The organism is Polaribacter sp. ALD11, assembly GCF_002831685.1.
Classification (GTDB): Bacteria; Bacteroidota; Bacteroidia; order Flavobacteriales; family Flavobacteriaceae; genus Polaribacter.
The window spans coordinates 220901-239937 of the sequence record NZ_CP025119.1; the positions used below are offsets into that span (position 1 = coordinate 220901).

Genomic DNA, 19037 nt, shown 5'->3' on the forward strand with positions numbered 1-19037 from the left:
TGTGTCAAAAGTTAGAACTAATTAAAATTTATCTATGAACACAATTACAGAATCTTTACAAAATTTTTATAAATCTATTTCTTCTGGCTTAGGAAATTGGGGACTTCAATTAATAGGGGCAATTGCTGCTTTAGTTATTGGTCTTTGGGTAATTAGAATGATAATGAAGGCAGTGTCTAAAGCGTTTGAGAAAACAAATTTAGATGAAACTTTACAACCTTTTCTTTTAACTACAATTGGCTTTATTTTAAAGCTATTGTTAGTAATTTCTATTGCAGGAATTGTTGGTTTACCTATGGCTTCTTTTGCAGCCTTATTAGCAGGTGTTGGTTTAGCAATTGGCGCTGCTTTTAATGGTTCTTTAGGGCATATTGCATCTGGAATAATGCTGCTTATTTTTAAGCCATTTAAAGTTGGCGATTTAATAAAAACAAACGGAGCTTTTGGTTTTGTAAAAGAGATATCTGTTTTTGTAACGGTTATAGAAACGTTTCAAAATGAAACAGAAATTATACCAAACTCTGCAATTACTTCTAATAAAATTACAAATTTAACCAAAATAGGAAATTTACGTATCGATATGCCATTTGCAATTAGATATGGTTCAGATATTTCGAAAGCAAAACAAATTGTATTAGATGTTCTTAAAAAGGATAAAAATGTTTTACAAGAAGGCGCAAATACACCAAGGGTTGCAGTAAATAATTTGGGGCAAAATAGTGTTGAATTATTAGCTTTACCATACACAAGATGTGAAAACTACTGGGATGTTTATTGGGATACTAGACAGCAAGTAGTCGAAGCTCTTGGAAATGCAGGTTATGAAGCACCATTACCACAGCGTATTGTAACAATGACTAAATAGTTTATACAAAGATTCATAAAAAAAAGACTGTTCTAATAAGGCAGTCTTTTTTTATAAAATGACATTCACTTCAATTTCCAAAGAAACTTCGAAGTTATTAAAAACAGTCTCTTGTATTTTTTTTGCTAATTGATGAATTTCTAAACCGGAAGCATTGCCATAATTTACTAAAACTAGGGCTTGTTTTTCATGAATACCAGCATCACCAAAACGTTTACCTTTAAAACCACTTTGTTCTACCAACCAACCTGCAGGAACTTTAACCTCTGTGTTAGAAACTGGATAATTAGGCATGTTTGGATTTTCTTTCTGAAGTTTTAAAAACTGATTTTTAGAAATAACAGGATTTTTAAAAAAACTACCACTATTACCAATTTTTTTAGGATCTGGTAATTTAGATTTTCTAATGGAAACTACGGCATCAGAAATATTTTTTAAAGTTGGTTTCGTAATGTTTTTTGAAGCTAATTCTGTTTCAATTACCCCGTAAGAAGTATTTAGTTGGTGGTTTTTTTTTGTGAGATGAAAACTTACTGAAGTAATAATATATTTACCTTTTTCATCATTCTTAAAAATTGAATTTCTATAACCAAACTCACAAACTTCATTCGGAAATACAACTAACTTACCTGTTTCAATCTTTAAAGCTTCAACTTTGGTAATAGTATCTTTAACTTCTACGCCATAAGCACCAATATTTTGAATAGGACACGTACCAACATTACCCGGGATTAAAGATAAATTCTCAATTCCACCATAATCATTAGAAATACACCACAAAACAAATTCGTGCCAATTTTCCCCTGCATTTACAGTTAAATATACACCTTCATTATTTTCTCTGTCTATAGAGATTCCTTTAATATCTATGTGAACAACAAGTTTTTCTAGATCTTTTGTAAGTAACATATTACTTCCGCCAGATATTAAAAATAAGTCTTTTTCTGTTTTTAAAAGCTGTTGTAGTTCATAAACAGAAGTAACAGATATAAAACGTTTGGCATTTACAGAAATGCCAAACGTGTTATAATTTTTTAATGATATGTTTTTTTGAATACTCAATTAGTTAGGGTATTGCTTTAAAGCCTCTCCTAAAATTTCTACAGATCTAATTAAATCAGCTTTGTTTAAAACATAGGCCATTCTAATTTGGTTTTTTCCTTCTCCTGGTGTTGAGTAAAATCCGCTTGCAGGAGCAACCATTACTGTTTCATTATTCAAGTTGAAATCTTCTAAGAGCCATTGTGCAAAATGATCTGAATCTTTTACAGGTAATTCTGCAACGCAGTAAAAAGCACCTTTTGGTTTGGCTACTTTTACGCCGTTAATTTTTTCTAATTCAGAAATTAGTGTATTTCTTCTTGCAACATATTCTTCTTTTACATCATCAAAATAAGATTGTGGTGTATCTAAAGCGGCTTCACTTGCAATTAAAGCATACGTTGGCGGGCTTAATCTTGCTTGTGCAAATTTAATGGCAGTCTTAATAAACTCTTGGTTTTTAGAAACAATACAACCAATTCTTGCACCACACATACTGTAACGTTTAGAAACAGAATCGATAACAATTGCATTATTATCTAAGCCTTCTAAAGATAAAACAGAGGTGTGCTTTAAGCCATCGTATGTGAACTCTCTGTATACTTCGTCAGCAATTAAAAATAAGTCGTATTTTAAAACAATTTTTTTCAATTTTTCAATCTCTTCTTCAGAATATAAATAACCTGTAGGGTTACCAGGGTTACAAATTAAAATTGCTTTTGTTTTAGGTGTAATTAATTTTTCAAACTCCTCTATTTTTGGTAACGCAAAATTATCTTCAATTTTAGAAATTACTGGAACAACAGTTACACCAGAAGCAGTAGAGAAACCATTGTAATTTGCATAAAATGGTTCTGGAATTATAATTTCATCACCTGGATCTGTAATACTACCAATAGTAAATAATAAAGCTTCAGAACCACCAGTTGTTGCAATAATATTGTTTGCGTTAACAGGAATGTTGTTCTTTACATAGTACTTTGCTAATTTAGTTCTGTATTCTTCAGAGCCTTCAGAGCGTGCGTAAGAAAGTGTTTCTATAGTATTGTTTTTAACGGCATCTAGCGCAACTTGTGGTGTTTTAATATCTGGTTGCCCAATATTTAAGTGAAAAACTTTAACTCCTCTTTTTTTTGCATCTTCTGCAAAAGGTACCAATTTTCTAATTGGAGATTCTGGCATTTGTATTCCTTTTCTAGATATTGAAGGCATATTATTTTTTTTTAAAATTTGTCTCCGCAAATTTGCAAAATATATTTTATATCATGCGATATATTACTGAAACTTTACACGTTAATTTTTTACTAAAAAAGAATTTATGCTAATTTTTTTGTTGTAGTTTTATAAATAACAGAAAAAAAACAATTTGACAAAAAAATATTTTACCTTATTAACACTATTATTTACTGTAATATTTAACAGTAATTCTCAAAATGGTTTTCGTTTTCAAGAAAAGACAAGAACAAAACAAAAAGTGTCTTTTAAATTGATAAATAACTTAATTGTTATTCCTGTAGAGATTAATGGAAAAGAACTTTCTTTTATTTTAGACACGGGCGTTAACAAAACAATCATTTTTAATCTTTTTAAGAATGATAGTATTGGCCTTTTAAACCCAGAGAAAATAACTTTAAGAGGTCTTGGAGGAGGTGAGGCAGTGGAGGCTATAATATCTAAAAACAACAAGATGAACATAAAAAGTTTAATTGGCTACAATGAATCTATTTATGTAATACTTAAAGATTTTTTTGATTTATCGAGTAGAATGGGAACAACGATTCATGGAATTATTGGTTACGATTTATTAAGAAATTTTATTGTTAAGGTGAATTATAAGAGTAAAAAATTGATTTTTTACAATCCTGATGCGCATCCTTACAAAAAATGTAGGAAATGTGAAATTTTACCTATTCAGTTTTATAGAAATAAACCCTTTGTAGATGTTAAAGTGCAATTAGATACTATTGGTGCTAAATTAACTAATGTAAAAATGTTAATAGATTCTGGTGGAAGTGATGCTATTTGGCTTTTTGAAAATTCTAAATCAGAAATTAAAACACCTAAAAAACATTTTAATGATATTTTAGGAGAGGGTTTAAGTGGTTCTATTTTTGGAAATCGAAGTAGAATTCCGAAACTAAAAATAGGGGATTTTGAAATTGAAAAACCAACAGTCTCTTTTTTAGACACACTTTCTACGTTAAACGCAAGGAAGCTAAGAAATAGAAATGGTAGTATTGGTGGCAATGTTTTAAAAAGATTTATTGTTTGGTTAGATTACCCTAATAGACAAATAATGTTAAAGAAAAATGGATCTTTTAAAAGCGGTCTTAATTATAATATGAGTGGTCTAGATATTATATATAATGGAAAACAATTGCTAAAAGTAGCAACTAAAAAATTAGCATCAGATACTTATCGTAATTCTTTAGACACTAAAAATACCGTTTCTTTTGTTACTAATTATACCTATAAGTTTACCCATACTTATGTGATAAAAGGGGTTGTTAAAAACTCTGTAGGAGATAGAGCCGGTTTAAAAGCGGGTGATGTTATTTTAAGTATTAACAGTAAACCAGCTTACGGTTATACATTAAATGATATTATTCTGAAATTACACGAAAAAGACAACAAAAAAATACGCTTTAGAATTGAGAGGGAAGGAATCGATATGGCTTTTCAGTTTCGTTTAGAGAAAAGAATCTAATTATTTAACAGCATACTTTTTTCTTTCTCTAAAAGAGCTTTTTTTTCTACATAGCCTCTAATTTTTAAAAGTTTTCTAGACATTTTTGCATTTGAAAGAATGGTGATTTGTTTAGAAAAACCACCAATAATACTTGTGTTGTAAGAAACTTTTATTTCTCCTTTTTCACCAGGCATAATAGGTTTTTCTGGCTTTTCCGGAACTGTACAGCCACAAGAAGATTGTATGTTTTTTATAATTAAAGGAGCGTCTCCAATATTTGTAAAAACAAAAACTCGCTCTCCGTTAGAACCTTTATTAATTTTACCGTAATTAATTGACTCCTTTTCGAATTTAAATTCTTGAGAATTCATTGAAAAAGAAATAAAGAATACTGCTAATAATGTTCCGAATGCTTTCATAACTAATATTTTACGGTGTAAAATTAAGGTTTATAATTTGTTTTAAAAAATCAACTACTAATTTTTTCTACAAAATAGAGTTTTGTACTTTTGTAGACTATATTACAAAAACAATACCAAAGTATGACAATTCCATCTAAATATGATGCAAGCCAAGTAGAAGATAAATGGTACGACTACTGGATGAAAAATAACTATTTTCATTCAACGCCAGATGAAAGAGAGCCTTACACCATTGTAATTCCGCCACCAAACGTAACGGGAGTTTTACATATGGGACACATGTTAAACAATACCATACAAGATGTATTAATAAGACGTGCACGTTTGTTAGGTAAAAATGCATGTTGGGTTCCAGGTACAGATCATGCATCTATTGCAACAGAAGCTAAAGTTGTTGCAAAGTTAAAAGAGCAAGGAATTACTAAAAACGATTTAACGCGTGAAGAGTTCTTGCAACATGCTTTTGATTGGAAAGATGAATATGGAGGTAAAATTTTGGAACAATTAAAGAAGCTTGGTGCTTCTTGCGATTGGGAAAGAACTGCGTTTACAATGGATCCAGAAATGTCTGAATCTGTAATTAAAGTTTTTGTTGATTTATATAACAAAGGTTTAATTTATAGAGGTTACAGAATGGTAAACTGGGATCCTGAAGCAAAAACAACACTTTCTGATGAAGAAGTAATTCACGAAGAAAGACAAGGGAACTTGTACTACTTACAATATAAAATTGAAGGATCTGACGATACCTTAACAATTGCTACTACAAGACCAGAAACTATTTTTGGAGATACTGCAATTTGTATCAACCCAAATGATGAGCGTTTTACACATTTAAAAGGGAAGAAAGCAATAGTACCTTTATCTAATAGAGTAATTCCAATTATAGAAGATGAGTATGTAGATTTAGAATTTGGTACAGGTTGTTTAAAAGTAACACCTGCACACGATGAAAATGATAAGAATTTAGGAGACAAACACAAATTAGAAGTAATTGATATTTTTAATGATGATGCTTCTTTAAATTCCTTCGGATTACATTATCAAGGGAAAGACAGATTTGTTGTAAGAAAAGAAATTGCTAAAGAATTAGAAGAAAAAGGAATTTTAGTAAAAACGGAAGTACATACAAATAAAGTAGGTACATCAGAAAGAACAAAAGCTGTTATAGAACCAAGATTGTCAGATCAATGGTTTTTAAAGATGAAAGATCTTGCACAACCTGCAATTGATGCAGTTTTAGGTGAAGATGCAGAAATCAATCTATATCCAAAGAAATTTGAAAATACGTACCGTCATTGGATGGAAAATGTACGTGATTGGAATATTTCTCGTCAACTTTGGTGGGGACAACAAATTCCTGCTTATTTCTACGGAGACGGAAAAGAAGATTTTGTAGTTGCAGAAAATATTGATGATGCTTTAGTTTTAGCAAAAGAAAGAACAGGAAAAGAAGATTTAAAAACTACAGACCTTAAACAAGATGAAGATGCTTTAGATACTTGGTTCTCTTCTTGGTTATGGCCAATGTCTGTTTTCGACGGAATTAGAAATCCAGAAAACGAAGAAATTAAATATTATTACCCAACAAACGATTTAGTAACAGGGCCAGATATTTTGTTTTTCTGGGTTGCAAGAATGATTGTTGCAGGATATGAATATAAAGACGAAAAACCGTTTAACAATGTTTATTTAACTGGTTTAGTTAGAGATAAACAAAGACGTAAAATGTCTAAATCTTTAGGGAATTCACCAGATGCTTTAAAGTTAATTGAAGATTATGGAGCAGATGGAGTAAGAGTTGGACTTTTATTAAGTTCCGCTGCCGGAAACGATTTAATGTTCGAAGAAGATTTATGTCAGCAAGGAAAAGGATTTGCAAATAAAATTTGGAATGCTTTCCGTTTGATAAAAGGTTGGGAAGTAGACGCCAATTTGCCACAACCAGAAACGTCTAAAATTGGTTTAGAATGGTATGAAGCAAAGTTTCAAAAAACACTAGCAGAAATAGAAGATCATTTCTCTAAATACCGTTTGTCTGATGCTTTAATGGCAATTTATAAATTAATTAACGATGATTTTTCTTCATGGTTACTAGAAATAGTAAAACCTGCATACCAACAACCAATAGATAAAAAGACTTTTGATGCGATTATTGAAGTTTTAGAAAATAACTTAAAGGTATTGCATCCTTTTATGCCATTTTTAACGGAAGATATTTGGCAATATATTGCAGATAGAACACCAGAAGAAGCCTTGATAATTGCGAAATATCCAGTAATTAAAGATTTTGATTCAAAAATTATTGAAGATTTCGAATTTGCAACAGGAGTTGTTTCAGGAATTAGAACAATTAGAAAAGATAAAAATATTTCTTTTAAAGACGCTGTAGAATTATTTGTGATTAATAATGATAAGAATTCAAGCGAATTTGATGCTGTTATTCAGAAATTAACAAATACTTCCGTTATAAATTATGTTTCAGAAAAAATAGAAGGAGCATCATTTAGAGTGAAATCTAATGAATACTTTGTACCTATTTCTATTGAAAATATAGATGTTGAAGCTGAAATTATAAAACTAGAAGGCGAATTAAAAAGAGCAGAAGGTTTCTTATTCGGAATTACAAAAAAGTTATCTAATGAGCGTTTTGTAAATAATGCACCAGAACAAGTATTAGCTTTAGAGCGCAAGAAAGAAGCAGATACCCTTGCTAAAATTGAAACCATTAAAAGTAGTTTGAATTCACTTAAGTAAAAGTTGATTTTTTTTTCATAATATAAGTCCATAAAAACTAGTTTTTTATGGGCTTTTTATTGTGTTTTATTTTTTTTTAGAAAAAAGCGTATTTTTTGGTAGGGTTTTTTTAAACATAGTTGTTCTAATTATATAGTATAATTTAATAACAAAATAACCGGTAAATGGTTATGTAATTTAAACTAATTTATTATGAACAAACTAATTATTCCAGTTGTAGCATTTTCCCTATTGGCAACATCATGTGTATCTAAGAAAAAATATGCTGCTTTAGAAAGCCAGTATAAGGATACTAAAGGAAACCTTCAAAAAACAACTTTAGAAAAAGAAGCTTTAGAAGGAAAATTTGCGAAAATTGAAAACAGAGTTGCAAGTTATAATGAGAAAATTAATTCTTTAAAAAGTGACAACGTTACGTTACAAAATGAAAATGATGTTAAATTAGATATGGTTGGCAATACGGCTGTTATTTCTAATAAGACAAGAGAAACCATGAGAGCAACATTGTCTAAAGTAGATCCTACACTTTTAGCAAAAGCAAAAACTTTAAAAGATTCTTTAAACCTTGCAATATCTTATAACTTAAAAAGCAAGATGAATACAGAAGATTTAAACAATTCTGATGATATTAATATCGATATTGATCAAACTGTAGTAATGATTTCTGTCTCTGATAAATTATTATTTAATACAGCAAGTTATAGAGTTAAGAAGGGCGCATTTAAGTTAATTAAGAAGTTAGCAAATATAATTAAGTCTGAACCAAGTATGGATGTTATGATTGAAGGTCATACAGACTCTAGAACTATAAATAATGCTAATGTACAAGATAATTGGGATTTGAGTGTAAAAAGAGCCACTTCTATTGTAAGACTTTTAGAAAGTAAATATAAGGTAGACGGAAGTAGGTTAATTGCTTCTGGTAGAGGTTCTACAATGCCTTTAGTTGAAAACACAACCAATGCAAATAGAGCAAAGAATAGAAGAACAAGAATTGTTATTCTACCTAATTTAGATAAGTTTTTTGCATTATTAGCTAACGATAAACCTTTAGACCAATAATTGGTTTAATTATTAAAAACTAAAAAGCGCCCAAATTTGGGCGTTTTTTTTGTTCTATAATATTTCGAATCTATGTTTGATCTTTAATTTTTCTTATCATGGTTTTTGTAAAACTGCATTATTATAAAAGAACCAATAAATGAAGATGCCATACCTTCGATTACCAAAGTAATTATAATTTCAGGCAATGATAAATTCCCTCCAATTAAAAAAGAATTATTCATTACAGACATAAAATTTGGGTTAATAAATTTAATGTAAACTACAACGCCAATTATAGATAAAAAAACTGCCAAAACAGAGGTTATAATTCCTATTCCTAAATTTGTGGTGTATTTTGTTTCTTTATTTCTAAAAACACTTTCTTTAATTGCTAAATAAATTCCGAAGAGTACAAATGCTAAATTTAAGAATCTCAAATATGGATTTTCTTCTAACCCGAATAATTTACATAAGAGGAAAAAAACACCAATCAAAATGGTAGTTAACAAGGCGTTTTTAATAATAATTTTATTTGTTGACATTTTGCTTGGTGTTTTTAAGTTCATAAATAATTATTCTGAATAAGAAATATACTAAGTGTAGATTACAAAGGTTTTCTACCAGAAATAATATTGTAAAGAATTACAATTATTGCAATAACTAATAAGGTGTGAACTAGGTTGTTAGTTGCCATTCCGGGTACAACTCCTAACATTCCTAAAGCCCAAATAATAATACAAACTACGGCTACAAGCCACAAAATACTTCTCATAATATTTAATTTTTTTGTTCATTCAAATTTAGAAAATTTATACAGTGAAGTTTAACGCTATCCATTTAAATATTATCTTTGATGCTTATACATCGTGTTTATGAAAATTATTGCAATGATTCCTGCACGCTACAGTGCATCTCGTTTTCCTGGTAAATTAATGAAAGACTTAGGAGGTAAAACGGTTATACAAAGAACTTACGAAGCTGCCTTAAATACTAATCTGTTTGCAGAGGTATATGTAGTTACAGATTCAGAAATTATTAGAGAAAATATTTCGAATGTTGGCGGAAACGTAATAATGAGTATAAAGGAGCATGAATGTGGTTCTGATAGAATTGCAGAAGCAGTAGCGTTTATAGATGCAGATATTGTTATTAATGTACAAGGAGATGAGCCTTTTATAGACGAAGTGTCTTTGTCTAAATTAGTTGCCGTTTTTAAAGAAGACACAAAGAAAGAAATTGATTTAGCTTCTTTAAAAGTTCAAATAACAAATAAAGAAGATATAGAAAATCCGAATAATGTAAAAGTTATTACAGATGTAAATAATTTAGCTATTTACTTTTCTCGAAGTGTAATTCCGTTTCATAGAGACAAAGACATCGATGTAAAGTATTACAAGCACAAAGGTGTATATGCGTTTAGAAAGCAAGCATTGTTAGACTTTTACAATACACCAATGACGCCTTTAGAAGCTTCAGAAAAAATTGAAGCAATTAGATACCAAGAAATAGGTAAAAAAATTAAAATGGTAGAAACTACAGTAGAAGCTGTTGGTATAGATACGCCAGAAGATTTAGAAAAAGCAAAAAAATATTTAAACCTTTAATAATGCTTAAAGATATAAAAGTAATCGCTTTTGATGCAGATGATACTTTGTGGGTAAATGAGACTTATTTTAGGGAAGCTGAAGAAGTTTTTGCAGAATTACTTTCTAAATATGAAACTAAAAATAAGATAGATCAAGAATTATTTAAAACTGAAATCAAAAATTTAGCTATTTACGGTTATGGAGTTAAAGGCTTTGTACTCTCTATGATAGAGAGTGCTTTAGAACTTTCTAATTATAAATTACCGCAAGAAACCATAGAGAAAATACTAAATATTGGTAAAGAAATGCTAGAGCAACCAATAGAGTTATTAAGTGGGGTAGAAGAGGTGTTACAAAGTTTACAAGGCAAGTTTAAGCTAATTGTTGCTACGAAAGGAGATTTATTAGATCAAGAAAGAAAACTCGAAAAATCTAATTTATTGCATTATTTTCATCACGTAGAAGTAATGAGTGATAAGAAAGATAAGGACTATTTAAAATTAGTAAAACATTTAGATATCGAACCATCGCAATTATTAATGATTGGTAATTCTTTAAAATCGGATGTATTACCGTTGTTAAGAATTGGAGCAGCTGCAGTTCACGTACCATTTCATACAACTTGGCTTCATGAAGAAGTGTCTTTAGAAGCCCAGCAAAAAATAGATTATAGAACGTTTAGAAATATCAAAGAACTTATAACGCTCTTTTAAATAAATAAACTAACTTTGCACCTTTAAAATTAAAACAAATTATGGCTAGCATAAAAAACTTAAAAAAAGATATTAATTACACTTTAGGAGATATTATTGGATATGTTTCAGAAAAAGTAGATGTTAAAGGAGATAATAAAGAAGTTGAAGCAATTATAGATGAAACTATAAATACTTTTGACGCTTTAATTGCAAAAATTAACAAAAAAGGTGTTGAGAACAAGAAAGCGCATTACAGAGCAGTCAGTGCAGATTTAGAAGTTAAAGCGAATGAGTTAGTTGCTAAAATTAACAAGCTTTAAATCTTAACATTTTTTAAACATTTTTTTAACTACCATCAACGATCAGTTGATGGTTTTTTTTAGTAAATTTGAGTACGTTATACTAAACATACTATTATGTGCGTTATAATTTAAATACTAAGAAATATGGCGAGAGCAATGTTTGAATACACTAAAACTGTATTAAAGAAAGTTAGTTTTAATTCAGAGTTATTTTGTAAAGAATTAAAAAAGGGTTTAGAAAGTTTGTTACCTTACGAAAGAGATGAGTTAACAATTTGGTTAAAAAGTTTTACAGCAAATAAACCAGAGTTATTAATTTGCATGACTTTGATAAAATAATAAAAATAAAAAGAGGCTTTTAGCCTCTTTTTATTTTAGCAACTAAAATATATTATTCTTTACTCTTTCTTCCTTTGCCATATTTTCGCATTAGCTGTCTGGTAAACTCTCTTTCTGAAATATGAAGTTTTATTATTTTCTTATAAGGTAAAAACACAGAAACTTTAGAAAGAAAATCTTCTTTAGCAGCAACCATCTTTTTTTCTAAGTCTAATCTTAATAGTACAAATTTCTTTGCTTCAGCTTCTTCTAAGTTATTTAGGTCACCAACTTCTTTAATTTTCTTTTTATATTCTAGACGGCCTTTGTTTCTTAGAAAATCAATTTCTTCTTCGTGTTTGTTGTAAATAGGCCAAAATTTTTCTGCTTCAACAGAAGAAAATTGCAACTCTTGGGTAAGAAAAGCTACTTTTAATGCTTTTATTTTAGCTCTACTTTCTTTGCTGTGTTGTCCGAAAGCATGGAGAGCTGTAAGAAATAGCGTTAAGATTATGATGTGTTTTTTCATATTAATAGTTTTCATTTAATAAAGAAGTACTTCCTGAGTCAATAATGTATTCTTCAATATCATTATTATTAAGATCTGTTAAGGCAAAATCATTTTCATTTGTAATCTCACTATGTAAAAGAGTTGCAAAATCTTGGTCGGATAATTCATTTGAGTTTTCTATAATCCAATTTTCTATGTCTGATTGTGCTAAATTTTCGAAGCTAACTTCTTCGTTACTATAAGTATTAAAATAATTAATACTTAAAAATAAAGCTACAGAAGCAGCTGTTGCAATAGGTATGTATTTTAACAACTTATTCTTTAAGGAAATAACTTTCACTTCTTTTTTAGTTGCTATTTTCTTAATTATGGAATTTTCTAAACCTTCAAAATAGTTTTCAGGAATTATAAACCCATTTTCTTTTGGAAGTTCATCCTCTATAAGAAAGGAAGAAAAACGATCTTCAGCATCACTAAAATAATTTTTAGGTACAGAAAATCCAGTACTTTTATTTAGTACTTGTTTTAAAAAATCTTCGCTATTGTTTATATTGTTTTCCATACAACTATTTAGACCTTTATTTTTATAAAAGGTTTAATCTGTTTTGTTTTTTATATAACTTTCTATTTTCTTAACAGCATGAAAATAAGAGGCTTTCAAGGCGCCAACAGAGGTTTCTAAGATCTCCGACATTTCGTTATATTTCATTTCATTAAAATATTTCATATTAAAAACCAATTGTTGTTTTTGTGGTAAAGTAGCAATTGCTTTTTGTAAAATTTCCTGAATTTCATCACCAGAAAAATAAACATCACTTTCTAAACTAGAGGCCAGTTGTTCATGTATTTCAGAAATAGCTACATTTTTTTCTTTTGCACGTTTGTTTATGAAGGTGATAGATTCATTGGTAGCAATTCTATACATCCACGAAAACAGTTTACTTTCTTGGTTAAACTTGCCTACATTTCTGTAAATTTTTATGAATGTATTTTGTAAAACATCATCAGCATCATCATGGGAAATTACAATCTTACGTATATGCCAATACAAGCGTTCTTTGTATAGAGAAATTAATTCTCTGAACGCCTTTTCTCTAGTATGAACATTTTTTAGTTGTTCTATTAAAACAATTTCGTCTGTCAAGTATGTTTTTTTATTTAGACAAAATGTTTTCCAAAAGGTTTAAAATGAAATCAAATTATTTACTTATTCTAGATCTAGAGTAGCCAAATAAACGTTTTTGTTTAATAATTTCAGGTATACCTTCTGGTAACATTACTTCCCAACCTTCTTCTCCATCTCTAATCATTTTTAAGACTGTTCTAGAGAAAATATCAAGAATTTCAGGATCAAAATCATCAATATTTATAAGTCTCCCATTGTTTTTAAAGAATTTGTACAATTCTTTCATTCTTGGGTGCACTTTTAAGTTTTCACTATTTATATAATCTCCCGAAGCTTGATCGTGGTAAGGATACATGTAGACTTTTAAATCTCTATAGAAAAGTTTACCAAATGCTTCTAGAATTCCACCACTTAAATTACGATAGTATTTTTCATCAAAAATTTGAATAAGGTTGTAAACCCCCATTGCAAGTCCCATTCTTTCTTTTGTGAATTCGCTAAAATACTCTACTAATTTAAAGTATTGTTGAAAGCTGGTAATCATTACATTTTGTCCTAAAGAACACAGTAATTCTGCTCTATCTAAGAAATCTCTTTCGTTAATTTTTCCTTCGGAAGTAAGGTTACTTAAGGTGATTTCGAAAATAACTTGAGTGTTTTCTTCCTTTACCTTGTTTTCTTCTAAGAAAAGCCTTTTAGACTTCTCATACATATCCATATTAACTTTTGTAACAGGTCTAAAACTACCACGTAACGCTAAAATATTCTTCTTATATAAAACTTGTGCAGGTAATAAGTTGTTTCCATCAGGGCCAAACATTACTGCATTAGTCATTCCGTTTTTAAGCAGTTGTAAACTCATTAAACGGTTATCTACGTACATAAAACGTGGGCCAGAGAAATTAATCATGTCAACTTCTAACTGGTCGTTACTTAAATTATCGTAAAAAGATTTTACCAATTCTTTCGGGTTGTCATTTAAATAGAACGCACCATAAATTAAGTTAACCCCTAAAATACCTAAAGTTTCTTGTTGTAAACGAGCATCTGATTCTTTGAAGCGAAGATGTAAAATAATTTCATTATATTCTTCTAAAGGATCTAATTGAAAGCGAATACCAATCCAACCATGTCCTTTAAATTTTTTAGCAAAATCTATAGTTGTTACTGTGTTAGCATAACTAAAAAACAATTTATCTGGGTGTTTAGATCTACTTAGGCGATCTTCCATTAAATCGATTTCGTGACGCAACATTTTTTTAAGACGTGGCTGTGTAACGTAACGTTTATCGTGTTCAATACCATAAATAGCATCAGAAAAATCTTTATCATAAGCACTCATTGCTTTTGCAATTGTACCAGAAGCAGCACCAGATCTAAAAAAATTACGAGCAGTTTCTTGTCCTGCGCCAATTTCGGCAAAAGTTCCGTAAATATCTGAGTTTAAGTTAATTCTAAGTGCTTTGCTTTTAGTAGTTGGTACACTACTTATTTCTTGATCTCCTTTTAAAGAAATGGCCATAAATCGGTTTTTATACGTTATAACAAATGTAATGAATAAGTGTGCTATCAGTCAATTTTTATCTTATTTTTGTTTGAATGAAAATAGATAAAAAACTTTTAAAGATTACCTTTTTAGGAACGGGAACATCACAAGGCATACCAATGATTGCGAGTAATGATCCTGTTTGTTTATCTAAAGAAGTTAAAGACAAACGTCTGCGTTCTTCTGTTTTAATTTCTTGGGATAATAAAGCATATGTAATAGATTGTGGACCAGATTTTAGACAGCAAATGCTAAGAGAAGAGGTGCCGTTAATTAACGGTGTTTTATTTACACATGAACATGCAGATCATACAGCGGGTTTAGATGATTTACGTCCGTTTTGTTATATAATAGGAGAGATGCCTATCTATTTAGATCAGAAAACATTAGATAGTTTAGAACAACGTTTTCAGTATATTTTTTCCAAAGAAAATAGATATCCTGGAGCACCAAGTGTACAGGCAAACGTTGTAGGAAATGCACCTTTTTTTATTGATGATTTAGAAGTAATTCCGATTAATGTGATGCATGGTAAATTACCAGTTTTAGGATATAGAATTCAAAATATTGCTTATTTAACAGACGTAAAAACAATCACTGCTGAAGAAAAGGATAAACTTAAAAGTTTAGATATTTTAATTGTAAATGCATTAAGGATAGAAGAGCATCCTACACATTTTAACTTACAAGAAGCATTAGAGTTTGTGGAAGAAATTCAACCTAAAAAAACATATTTCACACACATAAGTCACAAGTTAGGGTTTCACAACGAAATCTCTAAAAAATTACCTAAAAATGTGTTTTTAGCGTTTGATGGTTTAAAAATTGAGTCTTAGATTTTTAGTAATTATATTTTAATGTATATTTGTTTAAATAGCCTTTTTATTATTGATTTAAGGTTGTCTAGTTTAATGAATATTACCAAAAACTCAACTCAACAAAAATATAAATGGAAAAAAAGTCAGAAAAAAACCAAGCAGCAGAAACTAATCAAGTAGTAGATAGTAGAATTGCAGCAGTTAGAGACTTAATCTTTGGTGAAAATATTCAGCAATATAACTCTGAATTCGAAGATGTTTTCAATAGAATTAAGGCTTTAGAAGATGAAACACAAAAGAACTTAGGAGATTCTGTTAGTAATTTAGAAAATAAATTAGCAGATTTAGAAAGTTTAATGGATCATAAGTTTCAAGATTTAAATGATGATCTAGACAAGAGGTTAGCAGATTTAGATGATGAAAAAGCAGACAGAAAAAAATTAGGAAAAGCCTTAGAAAAAATTGCATTGATGTTGCAAGAATAGATGAGAAAGCAAACTGTAGATAACAAAAAAGACAATCGTTTTGAGTTGCTCAGAGAACTTTTATTAGAAGAGGATAGAGATAAATTTACAGCTCTAAGTGAAGAAATTATTCTAAAAGAAAAATTATCAAAAAGAGTTGTGCCTCTTGTAGATGAAAAAATTGAAGACCTTCGCAAGAATTTTCCTGAATATTTTGGAGATACAATTACTCAAACAATAAAAATTCAAATTAGAGATTCTCAGGATGAAGTAGTGGAAGCTTTGTATCCAATTATGGGTAAATTGATAAAAAAAGCTATTTTTAGTGAAATTACTAAATTATCTGACAGTGTAAATAAAACAATCAAAGAGAAATTTTCTTTAAAAGAAATATTCACACGATTCCTTAAGGGTAAAAAGAATGATGCAGATGTTGTTTTGCAAGAAGTTTTTGAACCAATTATAGAAGAGATTTTTGTTATTGAGAAAGATTCTGGTTTACTGTCTGGAAGTTATACAAGAGGTAGTATAGCAGACAAAGATATGGTTTCTGGTATGTTAACAGCTATTAAGTCTTTTGCTGAAGAGGCTTTTTCTAAAGAGAATCAGAATTTAGAAGATATTAAGTTCGATAACTTTCAACTGACTATTAAAAACTACAAATCTATTTATATTGCCATTGCTACTTCAGGGGTTTTAAACGGAGAATTTAAAGAGGCCATTGCTGATAATGTAAGTAATTTAGCAGAAATTATTTTAAGAGACCGTACTTATTTAGCTGATGAAGTAAAACTTAATACTCTAATTGAAAAACATTTAATAGAATCAAGTTAATGATAGCTAAGAAAGTTTTATTGGTTGGTAATTTTGGCGTTGGAAAAACTTCGTTAATAAGAAGGTTTGTGCTCAATCAATTTTCTGAAGATTATATAAGTACCATTGGTGTTAGGGTAAGTTCTAAAATAGTACAATTTGAAAAGCAAGAAATTAAATTACTAATTTGGGACGTTGCGGGTACAAGTGGAGATGAAAAAATACCAAAAGCTTATTTTTTAGGCGCAAGTGCAGCCATGTTTGTCTTCGATTTAAGTAGAGAAGAAACATATCTAAGCATAGAAAATCATTTAGAAAGTATTAGAAATCTTTCTAGTTTAAAGGAGGTTACCATTGTTGGTAATAAAAAAGATTTACTAACCAAAGAAGAATTAGATGCTGTTATAAAAACAGTTTCTGTAAAAATTGACTTAATTACAAGCGCTAAGGAAGATGATAATGTAGAAAGTGCATTTTTACAATTAGCGTCTCAAGCAATAAAATAAACGTATTTGATACCTGCAAAAATAGAAGATGTTTTTATACAAATTACAACCAGTCTTTCTGGAGTAATTATAAACATTGTTGCAGGGAAATTTGCTAAGAATGAATTTACTCTCCAAGAATCTATTTATAAAACCTGCCCTTTTTTAGAAGGTACTTTAGAAGCTTTAGAAGTTTCGGATCCTTTTTTATTGGAAGGAATGATTATTCTTTCTAGCTCGATAGAGTATAATGTAGATTTAGAATTGTTTAAAAGTGAAGAAAATGTAACCGTTTTAATTCATAATAGAACAAAAATTTATAAATATGTAGATCAGCTAAACCAAAATAGAAACGATATTTTCTTTGTTAAAAGAGAACTTGCAGAAAAAAATTTAGAACTAGATAGGTTGCGTAAAATTGCCGATAAAGCGAATGAAGAAAAATCACGTTTTTTAGCAATGATGAGTCATGAAGTAAGAAACCCATTAAATGTTATTTTGGGATACGCTGAAATGATTTCTGAAGAACAGATTAATGAGAATGTAAAAGAGTACTCAAAATTATTATCGCTTTCTGGCAAGAATCTAAAAGTAATTGTAAATGATGTTTTAGATTTGTCTAGAATTGAAGCAGGTAAATTAGAGTTGATAAACTCACCAATAAATATTAGAGAAATTGCTGAAAATTCTATTAAAAATTTTAGATATCAGAATAAAAACACTCAAGTAAAATTAGTTATTGAAATTGCAGAAAATGTACCTAGTTTAGTTTTAGGAGATGATGTAAGAATCAATCAAATACTATCTAATTTATTATCGAATGCTTTAAAGTTTACAGAAAGTGGTATTGTTTCATTGAAGATTAATTTGATTTCTGAAGAAAGAAATTCTACGAAGATTACTTTCTCTATTTCAGATTCTGGAAGAGGAATGACTAATGAACAAGCTTCTAAAATATTTAACGAGTACCAGCAAAATAAAAAAAGTGACAATCGTGTTTTTGGTGGTGCAGGATTGGGCTTGTCTATAGTAAAAAGACTCTTAAAAGCAATGAATGGTTTTATTTTGGTTGAAAGTGAATTAAATAAAGGAACCACTTTTAAGGTAGAAATTCCGTTTTTAAAAGTAAATTCTTCAAATATTGTATCTGTTGAAAAAGTAGAAGTTTTAACTTCAAAAAGTTTACGAGGTAAAAGAATTTTAGTTGCAGATGATGATGCTTTAAATCAAACAATTGTTGCGCATATTCTTAAAAAGGAAAATTCAATTTTAACACAAGTAAAAGATGGATTAGAAGCATTAAATGTGCTTAAAACTGCAATTTTTGATATTGTTTTATTGGATATTCACATGCCAAATATTACTGGCGAACAGTTAGTGCAACAAAAAAATGATTTTAAAAAAGAAAACAGAGCGCTTCCTTTTTTAGCATTAACAGCAAACACAACACCAGAAGATTTAAAACGATATAAAAGTATCGGTTTTAATGATGTAATAGGAAAACCTTATACAGCTGTTGAATTTGTTAAGCGAATCGGTTTAGTTCTTTAGTGAT

22 protein-coding genes are annotated in these 19037 nt (G+C 29.3%); 13 read left to right on the plus strand and 9 right to left on the minus strand.

Features of this window, described 5'->3' with window-relative positions; genetic code table 11:
- Nucleotides 1-34: 34 nt before the first annotated feature.
- Nucleotides 35-865, plus strand: a complete 831-nt coding sequence (locus CW731_RS00830) for a mechanosensitive ion channel family protein (RefSeq protein ID WP_100944928.1) — start codon at nt 35-37, stop codon at nt 863-865.
- Nucleotides 866-916: 51 nt separating this feature from the next.
- On the opposite strand, the gene murB is transcribed toward CW731_RS00830, so the two are convergent.
- Together murB and CW731_RS00840 are read right to left on the minus strand one after the other, a co-directional pair.
- Entirely contained in the window at nt 917-1927 is a 1011-nt protein-coding gene (gene murB / locus CW731_RS00835; RefSeq protein WP_100944929.1) for a UDP-N-acetylmuramate dehydrogenase, read from the minus strand.
- A complete protein-coding gene (locus CW731_RS00840) occupies nt 1928-3118 on the minus strand; it encodes a pyridoxal phosphate-dependent aminotransferase (protein ID WP_100944930.1) in 1191 nt (396 codons plus the stop codon). It lies immediately after the preceding gene.
- Between the two features lie 154 nt (nt 3119-3272).
- Between CW731_RS00840 and CW731_RS00845 the strand changes: the two genes are divergently transcribed.
- Complete coding sequence (locus CW731_RS00845) at nt 3273-4613, plus strand: aspartyl protease family protein (RefSeq protein ID WP_100944931.1); 1341 nt, start codon at nt 3273-3275, stop codon at nt 4611-4613.
- Here CW731_RS00845 and CW731_RS00850 read toward each other — a convergent pair.
- Nucleotides 4610-5014: a DUF1573 domain-containing protein gene (locus CW731_RS00850; RefSeq protein ID WP_100944932.1), complete on the minus strand. Its 405-nt coding sequence runs from the start codon at nt 5012-5014 to the stop codon at nt 4610-4612. The two genes, CW731_RS00845 and CW731_RS00850, sit on opposite strands and share 4 nt — an antisense overlap.
- 123 nt (nt 5015-5137) lie before the next feature.
- Here CW731_RS00850 and CW731_RS00855 point away from each other — a divergent pair, with 123 nt between their 5' ends.
- Nucleotides 5138-7774: a valine--tRNA ligase gene (locus CW731_RS00855; RefSeq protein WP_100944933.1), complete on the plus strand. Its 2637-nt coding sequence runs from the start codon at nt 5138-5140 to the stop codon at nt 7772-7774.
- A gap of 192 nt (nt 7775-7966) precedes the next feature.
- Nucleotides 7967-8836, plus strand: a complete 870-nt coding sequence (locus CW731_RS00860; protein WP_100944934.1) for an OmpA family protein — start codon at nt 7967-7969, stop codon at nt 8834-8836.
- Nucleotides 8837-8919: 83 nt separating this feature from the next.
- On the opposite strand, the gene CW731_RS00865 is transcribed toward CW731_RS00860, so the two are convergent.
- A complete protein-coding gene (locus CW731_RS00865; protein ID WP_100947587.1) occupies nt 8920-9360 on the minus strand; it encodes a DUF4199 domain-containing protein in 441 nt (146 codons plus the stop codon).
- Between the two features lie 62 nt (nt 9361-9422).
- On the minus strand, nt 9423-9590 hold the full coding sequence (locus CW731_RS15520; protein ID WP_157812161.1) for a lmo0937 family membrane protein: 168 nt from the start codon (nt 9588-9590) through the stop codon (nt 9423-9425).
- Nucleotides 9591-9690: 100 nt separating this feature from the next.
- On the opposite strand from CW731_RS15520, the gene kdsB reads away from it, so the two are divergent.
- From kdsB to CW731_RS15720, 4 genes are all read left to right on the plus strand, one after another.
- Nucleotides 9691-10422, plus strand: coding sequence for a 3-deoxy-manno-octulosonate cytidylyltransferase (gene kdsB / locus CW731_RS00870; protein WP_100944935.1), 732 nt, complete (start codon nt 9691-9693; stop codon nt 10420-10422).
- Between the two features lie 2 nt (nt 10423-10424).
- Nucleotides 10425-11117: an HAD family hydrolase gene (locus tag CW731_RS00875; protein ID WP_100944936.1), complete on the plus strand. Its 693-nt coding sequence runs from the start codon at nt 10425-10427 to the stop codon at nt 11115-11117.
- A gap of 41 nt (nt 11118-11158) precedes the next feature.
- Nucleotides 11159-11419, plus strand: a complete 261-nt coding sequence (locus tag CW731_RS00880) for a hypothetical protein (RefSeq protein WP_100944937.1) — start codon at nt 11159-11161, stop codon at nt 11417-11419.
- A 126-nt stretch (nt 11420-11545) separates the two neighbouring features.
- A complete protein-coding gene (locus tag CW731_RS15720) occupies nt 11546-11740 on the plus strand; it encodes a hypothetical protein (RefSeq protein ID WP_100944938.1) in 195 nt (64 codons plus the stop codon).
- A 52-nt stretch (nt 11741-11792) separates the two neighbouring features.
- Here the strand turns inward: CW731_RS15720 and CW731_RS00890 are convergent, their stop codons facing one another.
- The 4 genes from CW731_RS00890 to CW731_RS00905 are packed head-to-tail and all read right to left on the minus strand — an operon-like array spanning nt 11793 to nt 14878.
- Nucleotides 11793-12248 carry a sensor of ECF-type sigma factor gene (locus tag CW731_RS00890; protein ID WP_157812162.1) on the minus strand — a complete coding sequence of 152 codons (456 nt, stop codon included), beginning with the start codon at nt 12246-12248 and terminating at the stop codon, nt 11793-11795.
- 1 nt (nt 12249) lies between these two features.
- Complete coding sequence (locus CW731_RS00895) at nt 12250-12792, minus strand: hypothetical protein (protein ID WP_100944940.1); 543 nt, start codon at nt 12790-12792, stop codon at nt 12250-12252.
- A 33-nt stretch (nt 12793-12825) separates the two neighbouring features.
- Complete coding sequence (locus tag CW731_RS00900; RefSeq protein ID WP_100944941.1) at nt 12826-13374, minus strand: RNA polymerase sigma factor; 549 nt, start codon at nt 13372-13374, stop codon at nt 12826-12828.
- A gap of 55 nt (nt 13375-13429) precedes the next feature.
- Nucleotides 13430-14878, minus strand: coding sequence for a nicotinate-nucleotide adenylyltransferase (locus CW731_RS00905; RefSeq protein WP_100944942.1), 1449 nt, complete (start codon nt 14876-14878; stop codon nt 13430-13432).
- Between the two features lie 77 nt (nt 14879-14955).
- Here CW731_RS00905 and CW731_RS00910 point away from each other — a divergent pair, with 77 nt between their 5' ends.
- The 5 genes from CW731_RS00910 (at nt 14956) to CW731_RS00930 (ending at nt 19033) form a co-directional block, all read left to right on the plus strand.
- Nucleotides 14956-15738 carry an MBL fold metallo-hydrolase gene (locus CW731_RS00910; protein ID WP_100944943.1) on the plus strand — a complete coding sequence of 261 codons (783 nt, stop codon included), beginning with the start codon at nt 14956-14958 and terminating at the stop codon, nt 15736-15738.
- Nucleotides 15739-15851: 113 nt separating this feature from the next.
- A complete protein-coding gene (locus CW731_RS00915; protein WP_100944944.1) occupies nt 15852-16205 on the plus strand; it encodes a hypothetical protein in 354 nt (117 codons plus the stop codon).
- Nucleotides 16206-17018, plus strand: a complete 813-nt coding sequence (locus CW731_RS00920; protein WP_100944945.1) for a cell envelope biogenesis protein OmpA — start codon at nt 16206-16208, stop codon at nt 17016-17018.
- The gene (locus CW731_RS00925) at nt 17018-17503 is read left to right on the plus strand and encodes a Rab family GTPase (protein ID WP_100944946.1); all 486 of its coding nucleotides are present in this window, start codon (nt 17018-17020) and stop codon (nt 17501-17503) included. Before CW731_RS00920 ends, CW731_RS00925 begins: the two co-directional genes overlap by 1 nt.
- Before the next feature lie 6 nt (nt 17504-17509).
- Nucleotides 17510-19033 (plus strand): ATP-binding protein, encoded by a 1524-nt coding sequence (locus CW731_RS00930; protein WP_100944947.1) that lies wholly within the window; start codon nt 17510-17512, stop codon nt 19031-19033.
- Nucleotides 19034-19037 lie beyond the last annotated feature (4 nt).